The sequence below is a fragment of the Microbacterium sp. CFBP 13617 genome (genome assembly GCF_014839445.1).
GTDB lineage: Bacteria > Actinomycetota > Actinomycetes > Actinomycetales > Microbacteriaceae > Microbacterium.
Window position 1 is genome coordinate 806,873 of record NZ_JACYNW010000001.1, and the last position, 19,872, is coordinate 826,744.

14 protein-coding genes are annotated in these 19,872 nt (G+C 68.1%); 12 read left to right on the forward strand and 2 right to left on the reverse strand.

What is annotated here, in order from left to right:
- Positions 1-5 precede the first annotated feature (5 nt).
- A complete protein-coding gene (locus tag IFU40_RS03615) occupies positions 6-1,745 on the reverse strand; it encodes an alpha-L-fucosidase (RefSeq protein ID WP_191925400.1) in 1,740 nt (579 codons plus the stop codon).
- A gap of 297 nt (positions 1,746-2,042) precedes the next feature.
- On the opposite strand from IFU40_RS03615, the gene IFU40_RS03620 reads away from it, so the two are divergent.
- From IFU40_RS03620 to IFU40_RS03675, 12 genes are all read left to right on the forward strand, one after another.
- Positions 2,043-5,498: a hypothetical protein gene (locus tag IFU40_RS03620; RefSeq protein ID WP_191925401.1), complete on the forward strand. Its 3,456-nt coding sequence runs from the start codon at positions 2,043-2,045 to the stop codon at positions 5,496-5,498.
- Positions 5,499-5,717: 219 nt separating this feature from the next.
- Positions 5,718-6,809, forward strand: a complete 1,092-nt coding sequence (locus tag IFU40_RS03625) for a LacI family DNA-binding transcriptional regulator (protein ID WP_191925402.1) — start codon at positions 5,718-5,720, stop codon at positions 6,807-6,809.
- Positions 6,810-6,921: 112 nt separating this feature from the next.
- Positions 6,922-8,100, forward strand: a complete 1,179-nt coding sequence (locus IFU40_RS03630; protein WP_191925403.1) for a glycoside hydrolase family 88 protein — start codon at positions 6,922-6,924, stop codon at positions 8,098-8,100.
- Complete coding sequence (kduD, locus tag IFU40_RS03635; protein WP_342343466.1) at positions 8,097-8,867, forward strand: 2-dehydro-3-deoxy-D-gluconate 5-dehydrogenase KduD; 771 nt, start codon at positions 8,097-8,099, stop codon at positions 8,865-8,867. Before IFU40_RS03630 ends, kduD begins: the two co-directional genes overlap by 4 nt.
- Positions 8,868-8,930: 63 nt before the next feature.
- The gene (locus IFU40_RS03640) at positions 8,931-9,806 is read left to right on the forward strand and encodes an SIS domain-containing protein (RefSeq protein WP_191925404.1); all 876 of its coding nucleotides are present in this window, start codon (positions 8,931-8,933) and stop codon (positions 9,804-9,806) included.
- The gene (locus IFU40_RS03645) at positions 9,803-10,666 is read left to right on the forward strand and encodes an ROK family protein (protein WP_191925405.1); all 864 of its coding nucleotides are present in this window, start codon (positions 9,803-9,805) and stop codon (positions 10,664-10,666) included. The genes IFU40_RS03640 and IFU40_RS03645 overlap by 4 nt, the downstream gene beginning before the upstream one ends.
- 158 nt (positions 10,667-10,824) lie before the next feature.
- Positions 10,825-11,802: an amidohydrolase family protein gene (locus IFU40_RS03650; RefSeq protein WP_206754865.1), complete on the forward strand. Its 978-nt coding sequence runs from the start codon at positions 10,825-10,827 to the stop codon at positions 11,800-11,802.
- Positions 11,787-12,761 carry a 1-phosphofructokinase family hexose kinase gene (locus tag IFU40_RS03655; protein ID WP_191925407.1) on the forward strand — a complete coding sequence of 325 codons (975 nt, stop codon included), beginning with the start codon at positions 11,787-11,789 and terminating at the stop codon, positions 12,759-12,761. The genes IFU40_RS03650 and IFU40_RS03655 overlap by 16 nt, the downstream gene beginning before the upstream one ends.
- Complete coding sequence (locus IFU40_RS03660) at positions 12,739-13,578, forward strand: class II fructose-bisphosphate aldolase (RefSeq protein ID WP_342343467.1); 840 nt, start codon at positions 12,739-12,741, stop codon at positions 13,576-13,578. Before IFU40_RS03655 ends, IFU40_RS03660 begins: the two co-directional genes overlap by 23 nt.
- 29 nt (positions 13,579-13,607) lie before the next feature.
- Positions 13,608-14,423, forward strand: coding sequence for a 5-dehydro-4-deoxy-D-glucuronate isomerase (kduI, locus tag IFU40_RS03665; RefSeq protein WP_191925409.1), 816 nt, complete (start codon positions 13,608-13,610; stop codon positions 14,421-14,423).
- A 7-nt stretch (positions 14,424-14,430) separates the two neighbouring features.
- The gene (locus tag IFU40_RS03670; protein WP_191925410.1) at positions 14,431-15,330 is read left to right on the forward strand and encodes a sugar kinase; all 900 of its coding nucleotides are present in this window, start codon (positions 14,431-14,433) and stop codon (positions 15,328-15,330) included.
- Positions 15,327-15,983, forward strand: a complete 657-nt coding sequence (locus IFU40_RS03675) for a bifunctional 4-hydroxy-2-oxoglutarate aldolase/2-dehydro-3-deoxy-phosphogluconate aldolase (protein WP_191925411.1) — start codon at positions 15,327-15,329, stop codon at positions 15,981-15,983. The genes IFU40_RS03670 and IFU40_RS03675 overlap by 4 nt, the downstream gene beginning before the upstream one ends.
- A 302-nt stretch (positions 15,984-16,285) precedes the next feature.
- On the opposite strand, the gene IFU40_RS03680 is transcribed toward IFU40_RS03675, so the two are convergent.
- On the reverse strand, positions 16,286-19,801 hold the full coding sequence (locus IFU40_RS03680; protein ID WP_191925412.1) for a choice-of-anchor I family protein: 3,516 nt from the start codon (positions 19,799-19,801) through the stop codon (positions 16,286-16,288).
- Positions 19,802-19,872 lie beyond the last annotated feature (71 nt).

The following is a 19,872-nucleotide window of genomic DNA, read 5'->3' on the forward strand; positions in this document are numbered from 1 at the left end:
ACCCCTCACGATCGGGGTTCGAGCCTCACCGCCACGAGGTTCAGCGAATCGACGGTCCACTTCGAGTCGGCGATCTTGAGTCCCCGAATGCGCAGCATGTGGCGACCGGGGGCGGCGACAGTCACCGTGCGGAGTACGCTCCGGACGATCTGCCAGAAGAACAGAACAGGGCTCTGTTCCCGGCCGTCGTCATGCACCGTGAACTCGTGTGCGAGCTGGATGCCATCGGGGCCCACCCATTCGAGCCGTCCGGTGAGGCCTTCGCCGTCCCATCGGGGAGAAGCATGGCCCGAGGTCTCCTTGCTGAGCAGGACGATCCGATAGTCGCCGGTGGTCGTCAGGTCGAAGCTCCACGCGATGTCGTCGGGTGCATCGTCGGCCGCCCACAGGTCGAGGCGGAGGGAGTCCTGGGACGCCTGGACGGGAACAGGATCGACCTGCGGGAGCCCAGCGAGCTCGATGCGGACGACGCGGGGGAGCTCGTCGATCGGATCGAGGAGGCCAGCGATGATCGGGGCGTTGTGCTCCGCGTCATCCGGGCTCGGCGAGATCCGAACGAGTTCTGACCTGCCGACGGATTGCACGTGATGCGCTGCGACGATGGCTGTCCTCAGTCCGGGCAGTGCGATCGCGTCGCGCGAGGGATGGGTCACGTGGGCGTAGAGCGTCGTGCCGTGCGACGTGATGTATCCCCAGTCGAATCCCGTGGGGAACGGTGACCTGCCGGCTTCTCGTATTGCACTCTCGTCACGCCGCATCCATCGACCGATGTCGAGGAACTGCGCGCCGGCTTCGGGAGGAATTCGCCCCTCGCCGTCCGGGCCGAGATTGAGGAGAAGATTGCCACCACGCGAAACCGCGAACGCAATCGTCTCGCACAGGCTCGCGGATGTCTTCCAGACTCTCTCGCCGGACGCATAGCCCCAGGAGTCGTTGGTTGTCGCGGCGGTCTCCCACGCGCTCATCGGAAGGATCGCGTTGAAGTAGTTGTCGTCCATCGACAGGTAGTCGGGAGTGCTGCCACCGCCGAGACGACTGTTGATGACGGCATCCGGCTGGAGGCGGCGCACGAGAGCCGATGCCTCTGCGGCGTGCCCGGGGTCGATGCCGGCGGGCATGTCGAACCACACCGATGCGATGTCTCCGTACCCGGTGAGCAACTCGGTGAGCTGTGGAATTGCTTTCCCGCGCCAGTAGCGCTCGAAGACGCCTTCGGCAGGGTCGAAGTCCCAATCGTTGCCGCGCGGGCCGACCGCATCCGGCTCGGCCCAGTCGATCATGTGCGAGTAGTAGAAGCCGAGAGCGATCCCGTGACGACGGCACGCGGCGGCGAGTTCTGCGAGAGGGTCGCGCCCGAACCGAGTTGCATCGACGATGTTGAAGTCGCTCACCGTGGAGTGGTACATCGAGAATCCGTCGTGATGCTTCGCGGTGAACACCAGATATCGCGCACCTGCACCGACGATGAGCCTCACCCACTCGTCGGCGTCGAATCCGATCGGGTCGAACTGCGCGGCGAGGGCCCGATACTCCTCGCGCGGGATACGTGCGGTCGACTGGATCCACTCGGCCAAACCGGGGACGGGCTCGCCGTCGCGCCACCCCCCGAGCACGGCGGAGGGGCCCCAGTGAACAAATGCTCCGAACCGCCACGATTCCCACGCGCGTCGACGTTCGATGTCAGCGATCGTTTGTCCGATCCGGGGGATGTCGCCATGCAGCTCTTCGCCGCCGGTGACCTTCAATTGCGGAGGCAAGAGCTTGTTCTCCTTCGTTCGCTGGTGTCCTCGGCATCGATGCGGGTCTCCGTGATGCAGGTGTCGTCTGTCTAGCACGCGGGAGGGGCATGGCGATCCCAATTGCTCAGAACTGCTCAGCGCCCCTCGTGTTCCTCGGGCGGAGAGTGTTCACTTGTGCGCAATTCGGGAACAGCGCACCCGAGGCGGTGATAACTTCCGCAGGACTTCTCGGACGGTCGAGGAGTTCTCCAGATGAACACGCCTCTCCCGCCGGGCGGGAGCACTACTTCGAAGGGATGCTCGATGAAGAGCATGAAAGCGGCTGTCGTCTTCGCCATCACCGCCATCTTGGTGGGTGGCTCCACTGTCCTGCCCGCTGCTGCGGCCAACCTTTCCGTGCCAGGTGTGGTCACCGGTGACTGGGTGAATCACGACTTCACCGCACGCGATCTCCAGCCCGTCGACAACAAGATCGCCGTCGACACGAAATTCTTCGGAAGCATCGCCATCACAGCCGGCGCGAACAACGCTGGCACCGTCGTCGACGGCGACAGCAAGGCGCTCATGCTCGAGGCGACCACAACAGCGGTGAACGCCTTCCGCGGCGGAATCAATCGCACCCTGCGTACAGGGATCGAAGCGCGCGTGAAGTTTTCCAGCACAGACTCCACGCGCAGCCTGTTCGAAGTGCGCAGCATGACACCAGCAAGCGGAACCGGCTCCTGGCCGACGCTGTTGACATTCGACGCGGCGGGCAAGATCAAGGACTGGAACGGCACCGTCCTCCGCTCGTACGCGGCAAACGAGTGGTACGACATTTCCATCGACCTCGACTCGCCGAACCACCGATACAGCGTGTGGCTCAATGGTTCGCCCCTCATCAGGGACCTTGACCTCGGCACGTACGTCGGTGTGCTCCAGAACAAGATCGTTCAGTCCGCGAACGCTGCGAAGACGCCGACCAGAACGTATCTCGCTTCCGTCCGGGCAGGAACGATCACACCGTCTGTGCAGTCGCTGGCGATTGCGGACGCGGCGAAGGAGAAAGGCACGGTGTACTACCCGGTGGCGACGGCTGTTCCGGTCGAAGCCGTCGCTTCGGGCTACACCTTCACCTCATCGGACAACGCCGTCGCATGGCCGTTCGGCCAGGCGATTCTCGCGCGCAGCGCCGGCACCGCGACGATAACGGCGACGGAGACCCGCTCCGGGGTGAGCACCACTTTTGAGCTCACGGTCACGGAACCGGTTCACGTCGGATCGGCGCGCTCGATCGGCCGTTCGCACTTGAACGCAGCGCTGTTCTCGGGGGTGAGAGCGCAGTCGGAATGGAACGTCGAGCAGATCGTTGCCGCGTATCCGCTGGTGCAGACGTATATGGATATGAACGAAGACGCGTTCGTGAAGGCCGTGCGGGCCGATTCCGCCGGGATCACGGTTCTCAACACGGCGTCGAAGTTCGGAGTGTACGCGCGCCTGTTCGCGCGACTCTACGAAGTTACGGGTGACACGGCCTATGCCAAGCGTTCCCTCCTCATCATGCACAGTTATGCCCTCGACTACCCGCGGATCGTGAACCTGAAGAATTACGGCGACGCGACCGCCTCTGCGGCACAGCCCGACATCACCTGGGCTTTCGGGTCGATGTTCGACGCCGACGTGTGGGGCCTGCTCGAACCGACGATCGCGGCAGACGAGCTGAAGACCCTCGTCCAAGAGGTCCTCGTTCGCGGGTCGGCGTACGTTGCGACCGACGCCGTGCTGTCTCGTCCGCGGATGGACAACCGCGATCCGTACAGTGCCCGCCCTGCGGCCGTCGCGGCATCCCTCCTCGACGACCCGCTGCTGATGCGCCGTGTCGTCGACGTCTACGACCGGCTTCTGAGCCCGGACAACTACTTCGCCGACGGCTTCTGGCACGAAGAGACAGCTGCGTACAGTGATCAAGTACGAGGCAACGTGACCACGACGGTCGACGTGATCAAGGCGTACAGCGATCCCGCCGGCTTCACGGACACTCGTCTGGGTCTCGCCCTCGACCGCACCGACCTCACCCCACGATGGCCGTTGCTGACCGCGTCGGCGGACTTCGCGTCCGAGCAGTTGATCTACCCTGACGGCACGACGATTCCCGTCAACGACGCCGACGGCAAGTCCGGCAGCCCGACGCCGCTGCCCATCGTCCAGAAGGGCCTCAAGAACATCGAGTTGGCCGACACGGGCTACTACGGCCTGCACCAAGGTGACACCGCTGACGCCACCCACATCGGCATCTACGCGCCGAAGACCAACCGCTGGGGCTCCGGTCACCACCACTTCAACGCCAACCGGATCGACCTGTGGGGTGGCGGTGTGGAGTTGCTTCCGTACAGTGGCTACGTCCGTGGCACCACCTACCCGGACGGCAGCGGCACCAACCTGCGCTACCCGTCGATGAGCCCCGTGTGGGGCAACACCCCCTGGGTGTGGCGTGCGGACGGTGTGAACCAGACACCGGGAGAGCAGTGGGTGCGCCCCGCGGTGCTCGCCTATGACGACGGCAGCGCCAACGACAAGCAGGTGCAGGTCGTCGAGACCTCCGTGCTCGGCGTCGCGGGCAAAGGCGCGGACGTCAACCGCCGGCTCGAGATGCTGGTGAACCTCGGCGGCAACCGCAATTACACGTTCGACCTTGCAAGGCTGAAGGGCGGGCAGGCGCACGAGATCTATCAGCGTGGCGCCGAACTCGAGGCCATGACGGTGCAGACCAATGGCGTCACCATGACCGGAACCGGCCAGCCGAACCTGGCCGCGTACCTCACCAGTATCAACAGCACGCAGGGGTACCCCCAGCACCGCAATTGGTTCCTCGACCCGATGGTAGGAAGCGGAACCAACGGGTTCGACTTCACCTGGACGGGTGCCGAGTCCGGCTCAGCCGTGCACACGTTCATGAACGGCGTGCCCGGGTCAGACCTGTTCATGTCGCAGCTACCGCGCACCCGGGTCATCACAACCAAATCCGACGAAACGCGACTCACCGCGCCGCAGTTGACGCGCCGAACGATCCTCGACGCGCCTGGTCAGGTCACGCAGTACGGCGCCGTGTACGAAGCGACCGCCAGTGGGCAATCAGGTCTCGTGAATGAAGTCGACTGGCTCGCACCGAGTGACGGTGACCCGATGACCACCATCGCGCGAGTGCACTCGGGCGAATACACCGACATCGTCTACGTCAGCGACGACACGACCGAGCGGATCGTCGACGGCATCACTTTCGCAGGCAGCATCGCGCTGGCGCGGACGGATGCGCAGACCGGTGAACTTCTCTCGTCGTACGTGTATGGCACGGGGAAAGTCATAGCCGACGACTACGCCCTGATCGGAGCCGACACGGAGCGCGTCAAGATCATCGCTGCGACGACATCCTCGACCAATCTCGGGCTCGACCCGGAGGTCGACCGCGAGAACACGATCACCGTCGACGGCACCTTTGCCGATCCGGCTGCCTTGATCGGCGAGCGAATCCTCACGGCATTCGGCGACGGCTCCGGCTTCTCGATGAAGGTCCTCGGCGTGAAGGAGCACGCGGGTGACACGGTGCTGACCCTCGAGTCGTTCACCCCCTTCACGCTGACGGGCGGCGGCGTGGAAACCACCTTCTCCCCGAAGGTCGCGATCGCGGGCGACGCCTACGCCCTGTTCGCCCGGTCGGTCACGGGTGCCCCCGATCGTGCCGCCGCGGACGTCCCCGTCACCACGAGCCCCGGGAGCGGGTGACCCACCGAGAACCCCATCCGGTGCTCGCGGGCCTGGCCGACGCCGGGTCCGCGAGCACCGCGACGGTCGATCGCGCAACACCTGCCGCGGATCGGACCCCGGACGATGTCGGCTGTCGCGCACGGGGTGGGCGGCATGGATTCGCACTCGACATTCGTCCAACTCTGTTCTCATGTGCGTCTTCTTGTGCAGATCTGAGCATTAGTCGACAATGGGTGTATGTTGCCCTCCGAAAGACAACAGGCAATCCTCCGTGAAGTAGAGCTTCGAGGGGGCGTCACGGTCTCGGACTTCGCCTCGCGCACCGGAGTCTCGGGCATGACCATCCGCCGCGACCTGTTCGATCTCGAACGCGACGGTCTCCTGACCCGCGTCCATGGCGGCGCCGTGCGACGCCCGCCTCCGTCTGCCGCACGCGGCCGCACCCCGATGCTGACCATCGGCTTCATCGTTCCCTCCGCCAACTACTACTTCCCCGGATTCATCAACGGTGCGAAGGCCGCAGCAGCAGAACAGAACGTTCGGCTGGTACTGGGAGTGACCGAATACCAGCAGGACATCGAACGGCACCAGATCGCACGCCTGATCCACATCGGCATCGACGGGCTCGTCGTCACTCCGAGCGGGCCGCCTGGAGAGACCGCCTCCGGAGCCGAGGAGAGTTACCGCCTGCTCGCAGACGCCGGCATCCCCGTCGTGATCATGGAGCGTTCACTCGCCGACAAACCCGCTGAGGTGCCGTTAGGGGGCGTACGCAGCGACCACGCCTATGGATCGATGCTCGCCATCCGACATCTCGTCGAATCCGGTCGGAAGCGCATAGCCATCGTCTCGCCGACACGCGGCACCACCGCGGACCCCCTGCACGAGGGATACCGTCGCACGATGGCCGATCTGCTTCCCGACTCACCTCTCCTCGAGTTCGATCTCACAGGGTCGGTCGGCACTCCGGAGCAGCGCGCATCCTGCGAAGAGATCTTCGACGAGCTCGTCAAGGCAGAGGTCGACGGCGTACTCGTCCTCCCCGACGCCGTCGCCATCGCCCTCCTCGACAGGGCGATGGACCGGGGCATCAAGGTTCCCGAGGAGCTGGCCATCGTCGCCTACGACGACGAGATCGCTTCGCTTGCGACCGTCCCGCTCACCGCCGTATCCCCACCCAAGTTCGACGTGGGCGCGGTCGCCGTGCGCACGTGCGTAGGACTCATCAATCAGCGTGATGGAGTCGGTCGCCTGCCTGCACAGGCACGAGTACAACTGCTGCCGGCACTCGTCGTGCGGGACTCGACTAGACGGCGGGAGACCGTTTAACTTTCATCCTTGAGGTGTGCGAACGTGTGCACATCCGTGCATTAGATCCTCAGGACGAGGAACGTGGGAGTTGCGGGTCAGTGACCCGTTCTGCTTCCAAAGGACCTCATTGATGACTTCCGCTTCGCCCACATTCACGTCACCCGCGACCGAGGCGGCGCTTGCCGCAGCCTTGCTCACCATCCGGCGGAACGTCGCTTCCTTCCCCGGAGTTTTTCCTGACGACACCACAGTCGCGGGCCGGTACCCGCTCCGTCCCGCGAGAGACGGCATCCCCAAGGGGGGAAATCAGGGCTGGACGACGAGCTTCTGGTCGGGCATGCAGTGGCTCGCGTGGGAGCTCAGCGGGGACGAGCTGTTTCGCGACTCCGCGCACATCTACACCGTGGACTTCGCCCGCCGCGCGCAGAGCGGTGAGGACCTCGATATGCACGACATCGGGTTCCTCTACAGCCTCTCGTCGGTCGCCGAGTGGCGCCTGCTCGGGAGTGAGGACGCCCGGGATGCGGGGCTCCTCGCGGCGGACGTGCTCATGCGCCGATTCCTCGAGCCGGCCGGAATCATCCAGGCCTGGGGAGATCTCGAGGACCCGGATCAGCAAGGGCGCACGATCATCGACAGCCTGATGAACATGCCGTTGCTCACGTGGGCGGCCGAGCAGACCGGTGACGCTCGATACTCCGACGCCGTCCGACGCCACACTGCCCAGTTGCGCGAGCACATCATCCGCGAAAACGACTCGACGTTCCACACGTTCTTTTGGAACCCCGAAACGGGTGAGCCCCTGCGGGGCTCGACGGCGCAGGGTGCGAACGATGGCTCCAGCTGGTCGCGAGGTCAGGCGTGGGGTGTCTACGGCTTCGCGCTGAACTACCGAACGACGGGAGACGAACGGGATCTCGAGGCGGCCTGGCGCTGCGCGGACTACTTCCTCGCCCACCTCCCCGCGAACCTCGTGCCGTACTGGGACCTCGACTTCGGTGACGGTGACGACGAGCCGCTCGACAGCTCCGCGGGCGCGATCACGGCGTGCGGACTGCTCGAACTCGCCGAGATCGACCCCGATCCGATCAGGGCGGAGCGCGCGGAGCGTGCGGCACGGGACATGGTCGCCGCGCTGACCGCACACTGCGCTCCTGCGCGCCCCGAGGACTCGGACGCCCTCCTTTTGCACGGCGTCTACAGCCTCCCGCACGGGGTGGGGGTCGACGAGGGAAACCTCTGGGGCGACTACTTCTACCTCGAAGCGCTTGCGCGCATCGCGCGACCTGGCTGGAAGACCTACTGGTGACCGGCATCCTGGATTCCTTCCGTCTGGACGGCCGTGTCGCTCTCGTCACGGGGTCGAGCCGCGGTCTCGGAAAGGCCGCCGCGATCGCCCTCGCTGAGGCGGGTGCCGACATCGCCCTCCTCGACCGCGGCGAGCCCGCCGAGACGATTGCGCAGATCGAGGCCCGAGGCCGCCGGGCGCACAGCATCCGACGAGATCTGATCGGCGCGTCTGCGGAAGACCTGGCGTCGGTGATCGACGAGGTTGTCGTCGAGTACGGACACCTCGACATCCTCGTCAACAACGCCGGCACGATTCGCCGGGCGCCCGCCGCCGAGTACGCGGTCGAGAATTGGCGCGACGTGCTGTCCATCAACCTCGACGCCGTCTTCCACCTGTCGCAGGCCGCCGGGGGGCACATGCTCGCGCAGGGTCGCGGGCGCATCATCAACGTCGCGTCGATGCTGTCGTTCCAGGGGGGCATCCTCGTCCCGGCCTACACGGCGTCGAAGCATGCGGTGGCGGGGCTCACGAAAGCCCTCGCGAACGAGTGGGCCTCGTCGGGCGTCACCGTCAACGCGATCGCGCCCGGCTACATGGCGACCGACAACACAGCCGCGATCCGGGCCGATGCCGTGCGCGAGGCCTCCATCGTCGCCCGCATCCCGATGGGTCGGTGGGGCGATGCCGCCGACCTGCAGGGCGCCTTCGTCTTCCTCGCATCCGACGCCGCAGCCTACGTAACGGGAGCCATCGTGCCCGTCGATGGCGGCTGGCTCGTTCGCTGACAGGCCTCGAACGCGGAAGCCCAGATGACCGACGTGAATGAACGACAACGACACGGAGAAGTTATGGAAGAGACATTCGTCGACGCGGAGATCGCGTCCCAGCCCGAGACCTGGCTGGCAGCGGCCCGGCTCGCACGTGATTCAGTGGACATGCTGCCCGCCGTGGGGGAGCGGGTTGCATTCGTCGGCTGCGGCACCAGTTGGTTCATCTCGATGTCGGCGGCGGCTCACCGCGAAAGCGCGGGGCTGGGCGAGTCGGATGCGTTCGCTGCGAGCGAGTTCCCATCGAATCGCCGGTACGACCTGGTCGTGGCGATTTCGCGATCCGGGACGACAACGGAGGTCGTCGAGCTGCTTTCGCGCGTCACGGGACGCACGCTGCTGATCACCGGTGTGTCCGACTCGCCGGCCGCCGCCGCGGCCGACCACACGATCGAACTGCCGTTCGCCGACGAGCAGTCGGTCGTGCAGACGCGGTTCGCGACAAGCGTGCTTGCGCTGCTTCGTGCCGGGTCCGGCGAAGATCTGACGACCGCGATCGACAACGCCCGCGACGCGTTGCGAATCGAGATCGATCCGCTCCTCGACATCGATCAGGCCACGTTCGTCGGCACGGGCTGGGCGATCGGTCTCGCCTACGAAGCCGCCCTCAAGACGCGCGAAGCAGCCCAGTTCTGGGCGGAGTCGTACCCCGCCATGGACTATCGGCACGGTCCCATCTCGATCGCGCAGCCGGGCCGGCTCGTATGGAATCTGGGTGGAAGCCCGGAAGGACTCGCCGACGAGGTGGCGGCGGCGGGCGCCACCTACGTCGATCACGACCTCGACCCGCTGGCACGACTCATCGTGGCGCAGCGACTGGCGGTCGCGCTCGCGAAGCGGCGCGGTCTCGATCCGGATCGTCCCCGCTCGCTGACGCGCTCGGTGATCCTCACGTGAGCCCCCGCACGGTCGGCGTCGACGTCGGGGGGACAACTGTCAAGGGTGTCCTGATCGACCGTGCGGGGTGCGTGGAGTCCGAAGTGCGTCGGCCGACGCCGTCGCCCGACCCCGATGGTGAGGGGGTCGTCGCGACAGTCGCGCAGGTTGTTGCCGACCTCACGCGCGACGGCGGCGAGCCCGTCGGAGTCGTCGTGCCGGGGATCGTCGACGAGTCCCGCGGGATCGCCGTGCAGTCGGTGAACCTCGGCTGGTCGGATCTGCCGATCGCGGCCATGCTGGAGCACCGCCTCCGGCGACCTGTCGCCTTCGGGCACGACGTTCGCGCCGGTGGGCTCGCGGAAGCGATGTGGGGGGCTGCCGCTGACGCCGGCGGCATCATCGCGTTCGTGCCGATCGGCACGGGAATCGCCGCCGCGTTGTTGGTCGACGGCCGACCGATCGTCGGCGAGGGGTGGGCCGGCGAGATCGGGCAGATGCCGATCCGGACCGGTCCGTACGCGGGAGATCCCCTCGAGGCCGTCGCCTCCGCAGCCGGCATCGCACGTCGTGCGGGCGCGCCGGATGCCAAGACGGTTGCAGCCCGAGTCGACTCGGGCGATCCGCGGGCCTGCCGGGCGTGGGACGAAACCATCGATGTGCTCACCGAGGCTCTCACCGCACTCACCGCCGTGCTCGCACCGAAGACGATCGTGATCGGCGGAGGACTGTCGCTCGCTGGCGCAACCTTGCTCGCGCCGCTGGCCGCACGACTGGACGGCCAGCTGGGTGGTCTCCGTCGGCCCGCGTTGCGCGCAGCGGCGCTCGGCGACAGGGCGGCGGCCATGGGTGCCGCGGCACTCGCGTGGAGCGACCGATGACGCAGGACCACCAACACACCCTGCTCAGCGCCGAGCGGATCGTCGATGCGGACGGAGAGGCCGGGGAGGGCTGGCTCCTCATCGAGGGTGCGGCGATCGTCGGGCGCGGCGATGGCCGACCATCCTCGAAGCTCACGTCCATAGCGGAGACGCGGCATGTGGACACGCTCGTCCCGGGATTCGTCGATATGCACGTGCACGGGGCATCGGGCGTCGACTTCTCCGACGTCGGTGTCGACCCGCAGCCGGCTATCGACCACCATCACTCCACCGGATCGACGACCATCATCGCGTCGCTGGCGACCGGCGTCACAGGGGCGATGCTCGAGCGCATCCGCGAGCTGCGGCCCTTCGTCGCGTCGGGAGCACTGTCAGGGCTGCACCTGGAGGGACCGTGGCTGTCGCGGACGCGACGTGGCGCTCATGCAGCCGAACTCCTGCGCTCCCCGACTGTCCGCGAGGTCGGCCTCTTCCTCGACGCCGCCGAGGGCAGCATTCGAATGGTCACGCTCGCACCGGAGCTGCCGGGCGCTCTGGAGGCCATCCATCTGCTCGCCGCCCATGGCGTCGTCGTGGCGATCGGGCACACCGACGCGGACGCGGAGACGACCGAGCGGGCGATCGACGCCGGCGCGTCGGTCATCACCCACCTGTACAACGGCATGCCCTCACTGCACCACCGGAACCCGGGTGTCGTGGGCGTCGCACTGGGACGCACCGACGTCGCCGTCGAACTGATCGCGGATGGCACACATCTCGATGACCGCGTCGTGGATGCCACCTTCAGCGCCGCTGCCGGTCGAATCGTCCTGATCTCCGACGGGATGTCAGCCACCGGGTTGGGCGACGGCACGTACGGCATCGCCGGGTCACCAGTGGTCGTCGAGGACGGAACCGCCCGGTTGGCCGACGGCACCTCCCTGGCCGGAAGCGTGCGGACTCTCGGGGAGATCGTCCGTCGTCAGTCCGCTCGCGGCATGGCTTGGGACCTCCTCGTCCACGCCGCCGCCACGCTCCCGGCGAAGCTCCTCGGACTTCCCGCGCCGCGGCTGGACAGGGGTGCACCCGCGAACCTGGTCGCCTCGGCGAACGGGGCGATCTCGACGATGAAAGACGGACGATGGCTCGATTCCTGACGGTCACACCCAACCCCGCGATCGACGTCACGTATACCGTCGAGCAGCAGGCGATCGGAGAGACGATCCGTGTCCACGGCGTGCGCCGGACGGCCGGGGGAAAAGGCCTCAACGTGGCTCGCGTGCTTCGTGCCCTCGGCTGCGACGCGGCCGCGATCCTTCCGCTCGGCGGTCAAGGAGCTTTCTTTCGCGACGAGCTGACGCGCTCGGGGATGCCGTTCCTGGCGTGCCCGGTGAGCGGGTCCACCCGAACCACCGTGGCGGTCGTCGACGGCATCGTGCATCCGACGCTGTACGCGGAGCCGGGGACGCCCTTGGCGGAGAGCGAGTGGACGAGTCTCGCTGCCGCAGTCCGCGACAACGCTGTGCCCGGCGGATGGGTCGTCATCGCAGGTTCGTTCCCTCCGCAATCCGTAACCGCACATCTCGCTCTCCTCATCGACGCAGCCCATGCCGGCGGGGCACGAGTGCTCGTCGATACGAGCGGTCCGTTGCTCGTGGCCGCGGCAGAAGTCGGCGCCGACGTCGTCAAGGCGAACGAAAGCGAGATCTGCGAGGCGACGGGTGCGGACCTTCTCGACGGCGCCGTCGAGATCTTCGCGCAGCGCGGTGTGGTCCTCGTCGTGACCCGGGGCGCCGACGGTGTGGCGCTGAGGTTGCCGGACGGCACCACCTACCTTCAGCCGGCGATCCCCGGGATATCCGGCAATCCCACCGGTGCCGGTGACGCCGCGACGGCGGGTTTGGTCGCGGCGCTCGCAGTGGACCAGGATCCGCGCTCCGCCCTGCTGTCCTCGGTCGCCTGCGGTGCCGCCGCCGTCCTCAGCGACCTCGCCGGTGAAATCGACCCCGATGCGCTGGCGGCGCTCGCCGAGCGGGCACCCACCGGCCGTCGGACCGACCCCCCCTCTCTTCCACGAGAAATCGGAGCACACCGTGACCACACGCACGAGGATTGACATCGTCCGCGACGCCAAAGCAGAAGTGTCGGGGATCGGGGCCTTCAACGTCGTCCTGCTCGAGCACGCCGAGGCCATCGCCGAGGCGGCGGAACAGGCGGACCTCCCCGTCGTCTTTCAGATCAGTCAGAACTGCGTCGCCTACCACGGCTCCCTCGCCCCCCTTGCTCTGGCCACACTCAGCATCGCCGAGTCCCTGAGCGTGCCGTCCCTCGTCCATCTCGATCACGCCGACGATCCCGCTCTCGTCGACGAGGCCATCCAGCTCGGCATGCACAGCGTCATGTTCGACGCCTCTCGGCTTCCGTATGCCGAGAACGTCACCTCGACTCGTGACATCGCACGGAGGTGCCATGAACGGGGCGTGCTCATCGAAGCAGAACTCGGCGAAGTCGGCGGAAAGGATGGCGTACACGCGCCGGGCGCTCGCACCGACCCGGCGGACGCCCGACGCTACCTCGAAGCCACGGGGGTGGACTGGCTCGCCGTCGCGGTGGGAACGTCGCACGCGATGACGACGAGGAACGCATCGATCGACGCGCCCCTCGTCGGGCGGATCGCCGAGTCGGTCTCCGCCCCGTTGGTGCTCCACGGATCCTCGGGACTCAGCGACGACCAGCTGAGACTCGCGGTCGCGAGCGGCATGACGAAGGTGAACATCTCGACTCATCTCAATTCGCTCTTCACCGACAGTCTCCGCGGCGTGATCGCGGACGCGCCGTCCCTCGTCGACCCGCGACGCTACGTCGGCAAGGGTCGCGACACCATCACCACCGAGATCGCGCGCCTGCTTCGAGTGCTGCGCTCTGCCGACTGACACAGACCCCACCACGACAAGGAGCAGCCATGGAACAGCGATACGCGACCAACCCCGAACAGATCCCCGGCGCCACGACAGCCGATCTCCGTGACCGCTACCTCGTGCCTGAGGTCTTCGTGCCGGGTGAGATCCGTCTCGTCTATACGCACCACGACCGGATCGTGCTCGGGGGCGTCGTGCCCGCGGGATCGCCGCTCGAGCTGACGGGCTATCCCGAGATCCGCAGCGACTTCTTCCTCGAGCACCGTGAACTCGGGATCGTCAACATCGGTGGCACGGGCACCGTGACGGCCGACGCCCAGGTGTACACGATCGTCAAGGGTGCGTGCCTGTATCTCGGTCGCGGCACCCGGTCGATCGTTTTCGACGGTGACGGACAGTTCTATCTGTTCTCGGCGCCCGCGCACACGTCGTACCCTTCGGCCCTCGTCGCGCCGGGCGAGGGGACGGTCCGCGAGCTCGGTGACCAGCTCACCTCCAACCGCCGGACGCTGAACCAGTACATCCACGAGAACGGCGTGAAGTCGTGCCAGATCGTCATGGGGGTCACGCAGCTGCATCCCGGCTCGATGTGGAACACGATGCCGGCGCACACGCACGACCGTCGTACCGAGTGCTATCTCTACTTCGACGTGGCCGAGGACGCGCGCGTCATTCACCTTCTCGGCGAGCGTGAAGAGACGCGCCACCTCGTCGTCGCCGACCGTCAAGCGGTCATCTCGCCGAGTTGGTCGCTGCACTCGGGTGTCGGGACCGCGGCGTATTCGTTCGTGTGGGCGATGGCGGGCGAGAACCAGGCGTTCGACGACATGGACGCCGCGCTGGTCACCGATCTGCGATGACCCGGCGATGACGACACCCCGAAGAGTCCTGCTCGCGATCGGCGAGACGATGGCGATGGTGGCGCCCGCGGTGGCGGAACGACTGACGGATGCCATCGTCTTCCAGGTCGACGCCGGGGGCGCCGAGTCCAACGTCGCCGCCCACGTCGCCTCGTTCGGACACTCGGCGCGGTGGTTCAGCCGCCTCGGCGACGACCCGCTCGGGCACCGCATCGTGCGGCAGCTCGCCGCCCGGGGAATCGACGTGTCGAGCGTCGTGCTGGACGGCCAGCATCCCACCGGGGTGTACGTCAAAGATCCGGGGCGCGGAGTCCGTTACTACCGCGCGGGGTCGGCGGCGACACGCCTCTCGGCTGATGATGCCGCCGGAGTCGACTTCGGCGGCGTCTCGATTCTGCACGTCTCGGGCATCACCGCCGCGATCTCGGGGTCGGCCGCGGCGTTCCTGGATGCCGTGATCGGCGCCGCGCAGGACGCCGGCGTGGGGGTGAGCTTCGACGTCAACCACCGCGCGCCGCTGTGGGATGCCACGGCGGCGGCCCCGGCGCTTCTAGCACTCGCGCGTCGTGCGGACGTCGTGTTCGTCGGCCGCGACGAAGCCGAGACGCTGTGGGGGACGACGGATGCCACGTCCGTCCGCGCCCTGCTCCCCGAGGTCGCCGAGCTCGTCGTCAAGGACGGCGACGTGGGGGCGACCGTTTTCACGGCAGACGACACCGTCTTCGAACCCGCACGGCCCGTCGAGGTCGTGGAGGTGGTCGGGGCGGGCGACGCGTTCGCCGGCGGCTACCTCGGAGCCCTGCTCGACGGCGCACCCCTCGCCGAACGGTTGCGGCGCGGTCACGCCCGCGCCGCACTGACCCTGCAGACCACGAGCGATTTCGTCGATGAAAGGTACCCCTCATGACGAGCGACCAGGACTTCGCGCCGCTGTTCGGGAATGCACCCGTCATGGCGATCCTGCGCGGCATGGGCATCGAGCGCTCCGTCGCGCTCGCGGCCACGGCGTGGGACCTCGGCATCGACTCCGTCGAGATTCCACTGCAGAGCGCCGAGGACGAGCGGGCGCTGCGCGAAGTCGCTCGGCTCGGCGAGCAGCGCGGCAAGTTCGTCGGTGCGGGCACGATCATCTCGGTCGATCAGATAGCCGTCGCGCGGGCCGCGGGGGCGAGCTACCTCGTCTCGCCGGGACTCGATCCCGAGATCGTCCGCGCGGCGCAGGCGAGCGGCATCCCGCCCCTTCCCGGAGTCGCGTCGCCCAGTGACGTGCAGCGCGGCGTCGCGCTGGGCCTCACGTGGCTCAAGGCCTTTCCTGCGACCTGGCTCGGCGCCGACTGGTTTCGTCACATCCGCGGTCCGTTCCCGCAGGTGCGATTCGTCGCGACCGGGGGCCTCGACGCCTCCAACGCGGCGCGGTTCCTCGACGCGGGCGTGCGGGTCGTCGCCGTGGGCTCCGCCCTCGAGGACCCCACCCAACTCGCGCAGCTCGCGCACCTCCTCACCGCGGACGACCGACGGACCTCGGCATCGTCAGTCGCGGGCCCCCGCGCTCGCCCGTGAATCTCTCGGAGGAGGTCAGCCATGGCACCCTTCGCAGAGTTCGAGAACCTCGAGCGAGCCCAGGGGAGTGGGGGCCGGACAGTGACCGCGCGGGCATCCGCCCCATCGACCGCGACGGTGCGCGTGCACCCCGGGTGATAGCCGTCGCGTGAAGGCAGACGTCCCCGGTGCTCATCGAAGCTTTCGAGGTCGGCGCGCAGCACCTCCTCGAGCCCGACCGACGACGGTTCCTGACCCTCACTCCACGGGAAACGGCCCCCACCCGCGAGGGTGAGGGCCGTTCCCGTGCCAGGTGCGCGGCGTCAGACGGTGCGGCGTCGGCGCAGGGCGAAGGCGAGACCGCCGGCCACCACGAGGAACCCGCCCGCGAGGGCGATACCCCAGGGGGCCTCGACACCGGTGTTCGCGAGGCCGCCACCGGGGCGCTCCGCACCCGGCTTGCCCGGAGCGGGCGCGGCGGGCTGACCCGGCTGAACGGGCTGACCCGGCTGAACGGGCTGACCCGGCTGAACGGGCTGACCCGGCGTGGGCTCGCTCGGGTTCTCGCCCGAGGCGACCATCGCGCGACCGAGCGGCGCGGGGTCGACCAGCGGCGTCGCGGCGAAGTACGCGAGCGTCGCGTCGAGGTCGATCTGACCGGTGTCGGTGCGGTCGGTGCCGGCCGCGAAGGTCGGGAAGCCGTCGCCGCCGTTCGCGAGGAACGAGTTCGTCACCACGGTGAACGTGTCACCGTCGGCGATCGCCGTGCCTTCGTACGCCATCGAGACGACCGAGCCCACGCGGGGGTTCGCGGCATCCTGCGTGTACTCGTAGGTGAAGCCGTCGGACACGCCCAGGTGCAACTTGGGGCGGTCGCCCTCGGCCTTCCACTGCTCGTTGAGGATGTCGCGGATCTGCGCACCCGTCAGCGTCACCGTCACGAGAGTGTTGGCGAAGGGCTGAACCAGTGCCGCTTCCTTGTAGGTGACCACGCCGTCGTCGCCCTTGAGCAGGTCGGCGCGGAGGCCGCCCGGGTTCATCAGGGCGATCTGCGCCTTCGTGCCGGCGAAGGCGGGGTTCTGCGACGTCGCCCAGAGGTACACGTCGGCGACGGAGTTGCCCATCGACGACTCCACGCCGCGGTCGCTGCCCGACGGGGTACCGCCGCGCAGGATGTCGCCGCTGATCTCGCCGACGGGCTTCGCGCCGATGACGTCGGCCTGCGCGACGTACTCGGCCACGCGCGCCTCGATCGCGGCATCCGGGGCGAACGCGCCCTCGAGGGGGAAGGTCGTGCCGGTGACGGATGCCAGCGAGCCGGTGCGCGTGTCCCAGCTCAGCGAGAGCTGACCCATCGCCTTGCCGTACTCCGACGCCTGGATCACCGGACGCGTGCGGTCGGTTCCGGCCACGGGCAGGTCGCAGGCGTACGTCTGGTGCGTGTGCGCCGAGACGATCGCGTCGATCTCGGGCGAGGCGTTCACGGCCAGGTTGCCGAAGCCGGCCTGGTCGGCCGCGATGGCGGCGCAGTCGTCCGACACCGCGGCGCCCGAGTGGGTGAGCAGCACGATGACGTCGGCGGAGCCCGCGGCCGTGATCTCGTCGGCGACGCGGTCGGCGGCCTCGAGCTGGTCGCCGAACTCCAGGTCGGCGACGCCGGCCGGGTCGACCATGGTGGCGGTGTCGGGGGTGACGGTGCCGATGAAGGCCACGCGCACGCCGTCGACGACCTTGATCGCGTACTCGTCGAGCACGGGCTCTTTCGTACCCTTCTTGTAGACGTTCGCGCCGAGCCCGAACTCGCCGCCGCCGTACTCGGGCAGCACCCGGTCGGTCAGGTCGGCGAAGCCGCGGTCGAACTCGTGGTTGCCGACGGCAGAGACGTCGAGGCCGGAGGCGACGAGGGTGTCGATCGTGGGGGAGTCGTCCTGGATGAGCGAGGTGAACGTCGAGGCTCCGATGTTGTCACCGGCCGAGACGAACACGGTGTTCGGGTTGGCGGCCTCGGCGGCCTTCACCGCTCCGGCGATGACCGCGGCGCCGGCCTCGCCCTGGGACCCTGCCTCCAGACGACCGTGGAAGTCGTTGATCGTGAGGATGTCGATGTTCTTCACGTTCGGGTTCTCGACCGCGAACAGCGTCGTCGTCCCCGACACCTCGTTACCGACGGCGACGAGGGGACGACCGGTGGGCGAGGCGTCGGCGGGGATGAAGTCGATGCCCTCGGGGCCGAGGTCGCCGGCGTTCGAGAGCAGCGCGCGGTCGGCGGTCTCGTCTCCGGTCAGCTGGTCTTCGACCGACACCGAGAAGTCGCGGTTGTTGACGTATCCGGCGTAGCTCGCGGCGGTGGGGTCGGTGATGTCGTAGGTCATCACGCCGCCCACGCGCTCGAGGCCGATGAAGGCGTAGGTGCGTCCGTCGACCTGCCCGATGGCGAGGTTCTCGGGCTCGGGGCCCTTGTCGTCGCTGCGGCCCTCGAGGTTCGACTCGGAGTGGTTCGAGTTGAAGAACTCCGGGTTGGCGTCGTGCGTGATCCGCTCGAAGTCGGAGCCCGAGTCGAACACCTGGGCGCCCTCGGTGGTCCACACCGAGAAGCCGCGGCCGCCGAACGTGTACAGCTCGGAGTAGCAGGTGCCGTCGGCGTTCAGCCCCATGTCGGTGGCGACGTTGAGGCGGCCCAGGTCGGCGTCGTCGAGCGAGCCGGCGAGCGGGCTGTCGGCGCAGACGGGGGCGAGGCCGTCGTCGCCGAGGTCCTTCACCCGGGCGGTGTCGTTGTACGCGCCCCACTCGCGGCCGTCGCCCTCGTTGGCGGTGACGAGGAAGGTCTCGCCGTTCGCCTCGTAGGCCTGGATGCCGTCGGGCATGTACATGCCGAACAGGCCGGGGTAGGTCTTCTGCGTGTAGGTCGGCGCGTCCTCGGGGTCGCGGTCGCTCGCGTCGAGGGTCTCGACGCCGTAGTCCTTGAATCCGAGGGGGCGGATGCCGGTGACCGAGGCCGACGCCAGGTCGACGGTCGCGACGGCGTTGGCCTCTTGCAGGGCGACGTAGGCGGTGCCGCCGGCGAGGGCGACGTACTCGGGCTCGAGGTTGCGGCTCACGCGGTTGGCGTCGAGCGGGGTGTCGCCCTGGTCGGGGGCGGCGACGTCGGGGCCGAAGACGCGGACGGCGGGGTCGAGGGTCATCGACCCGCCCTGCTCGAAGGCTCCGAACCCGGCCGCGCGCACGGCATCCTGGCTCGGGGCCGCCTTCTCGGCGGGCAGGGTGACGATGCCGACAGACCCCTCGGGGTCGACCGTGAAGTCGTCGGCGGGCTCGCCCTCGTTGGCGACGACGGCGACCGTGCCGTCGGCCGAGAGGGTGACCATGTCGGGGAGGGCTCCGACGGTGACCTCGCCGAGCACGGTGGGCTCGGCGGCGTCGGCGTCGAAGAACACCAGGCGACCCGGGGCCGTCTTGTCGACGTTCTCGAGGGCGATCACGCCGAGTCCGTCGGCGCGCACGGAGAGCGAGTTGGCGACGCCGGTCCCGGTGATCGAGTACAGCTTGGTGGGGGCGGTCGGGGTGCTGCTGTCGAGCACGTCGACGGCCCCGGCCTGGGCGTTGACGACGAACAGGCGGTTCTTGTACGCGTGCACGATCTCGGCGGCCGACTGGTCGAACACCCCGGTCTCATAGGTGCCGATCGGGCGCAGGCTCACCGCGCTGTCGGCGGGGGAGTCGCGCACCGGATCGGCGACGATGGCGGCGGACGCCGCGGTGACGCTCGACAGGGCGAGCGCGCACACGGCCGCCGCGGTCGCGGTCAGCGCGACGGTACGGCGAAGGAAGGGCGAAGGCATGGCTGTGTCCTCGGGGCAGGGGTGGCGTGCGGTGGGGCGGCACGGGCACGCCGCGGGGGCGGCGAACGGGG